The sequence below is a fragment of the Nitratidesulfovibrio liaohensis genome, assembly GCF_011682075.1.
Lineage (GTDB): Bacteria > Desulfobacterota > Desulfovibrionia > Desulfovibrionales > Desulfovibrionaceae > Cupidesulfovibrio > Cupidesulfovibrio liaohensis.
Genome location: NZ_VSMK01000705.1, coordinates 1 through 744, shown reverse-complemented (window position 1 = coordinate 744; position 744 = coordinate 1). Strand labels below are relative to the sequence as shown.

1 pseudogene is annotated in these 744 nt (G+C 73.3%); it reads left to right on the top strand.

The window, feature by feature from the left end:
- Positions 1-137 precede the first annotated feature (137 nt).
- A pseudogene (locus FVW27_RS17990) lies at positions 138-744 on the top strand (M23 family metallopeptidase); the annotation flags it as partial.

Below are 744 nucleotides of genomic sequence, written 5' to 3'. Positions count from 1 at the left end.
ACCGTGCTCGGGGCGCGGCCCGGAGGGCTGCTGGAGCAGGGCGGCGCGGACGATGCTGGCCGCACCGCAGGAAACGGCGGAAACGGCGGCAACGCCGGAACGGGCGCCACGGAGCGGGGCGCCGGAGATATTTCGTGATGCAGAGTTTTCCGTTTGCCGGGGGGGATGGCCGGGGGGCCGCTCGCCTGTGGTCGATGCCGGTGGCGGGCCGCGGTCTGGCCGTGTTGCTGGTCGCGTTGTCGGTACTGTCGGCGGCCCTGCTGTTGGGGGTATCGGCCACACCCGCGCGAGCGGCGGTGCTGTCCTTGGATGCCCCGGAATCCACCGGCGACGGCAAGCCCTTCGTGGTCACGGTGACGGCGGATGCGCCGGGCGACGTGGTGCTGGACTGGCGCGGCCAGTCCCTCACCGTGCCCGTGACGCCTGCTGACGCCGGGTCTGCCGGGTCTGGCGGGTCTGGCGGGTCTGGCGGGTCTGCCAGTCCTGCCCGCTGGATTGGTCAGGCCATCCTGGCCGTGCCGCTGGACACCAAACCGGGTACGGAGACGTTGCGCGCCCGCGTTGCCGGGCAGCCCAAGGCCGCGCCTGCCGTCACCCGTGCCGTCGCCGTGGTCCGCGCCGCCTATCCGGAGCAGCGCCTGACCGTGGAAGGCAAGTACGTCAACCCGGACAAGGCAGCACTGAACCGCCACGAGGCGGAGCGCGCCCGCGTGAAGGCCGCGCTGGCCCTGCGCACCCCGGAGC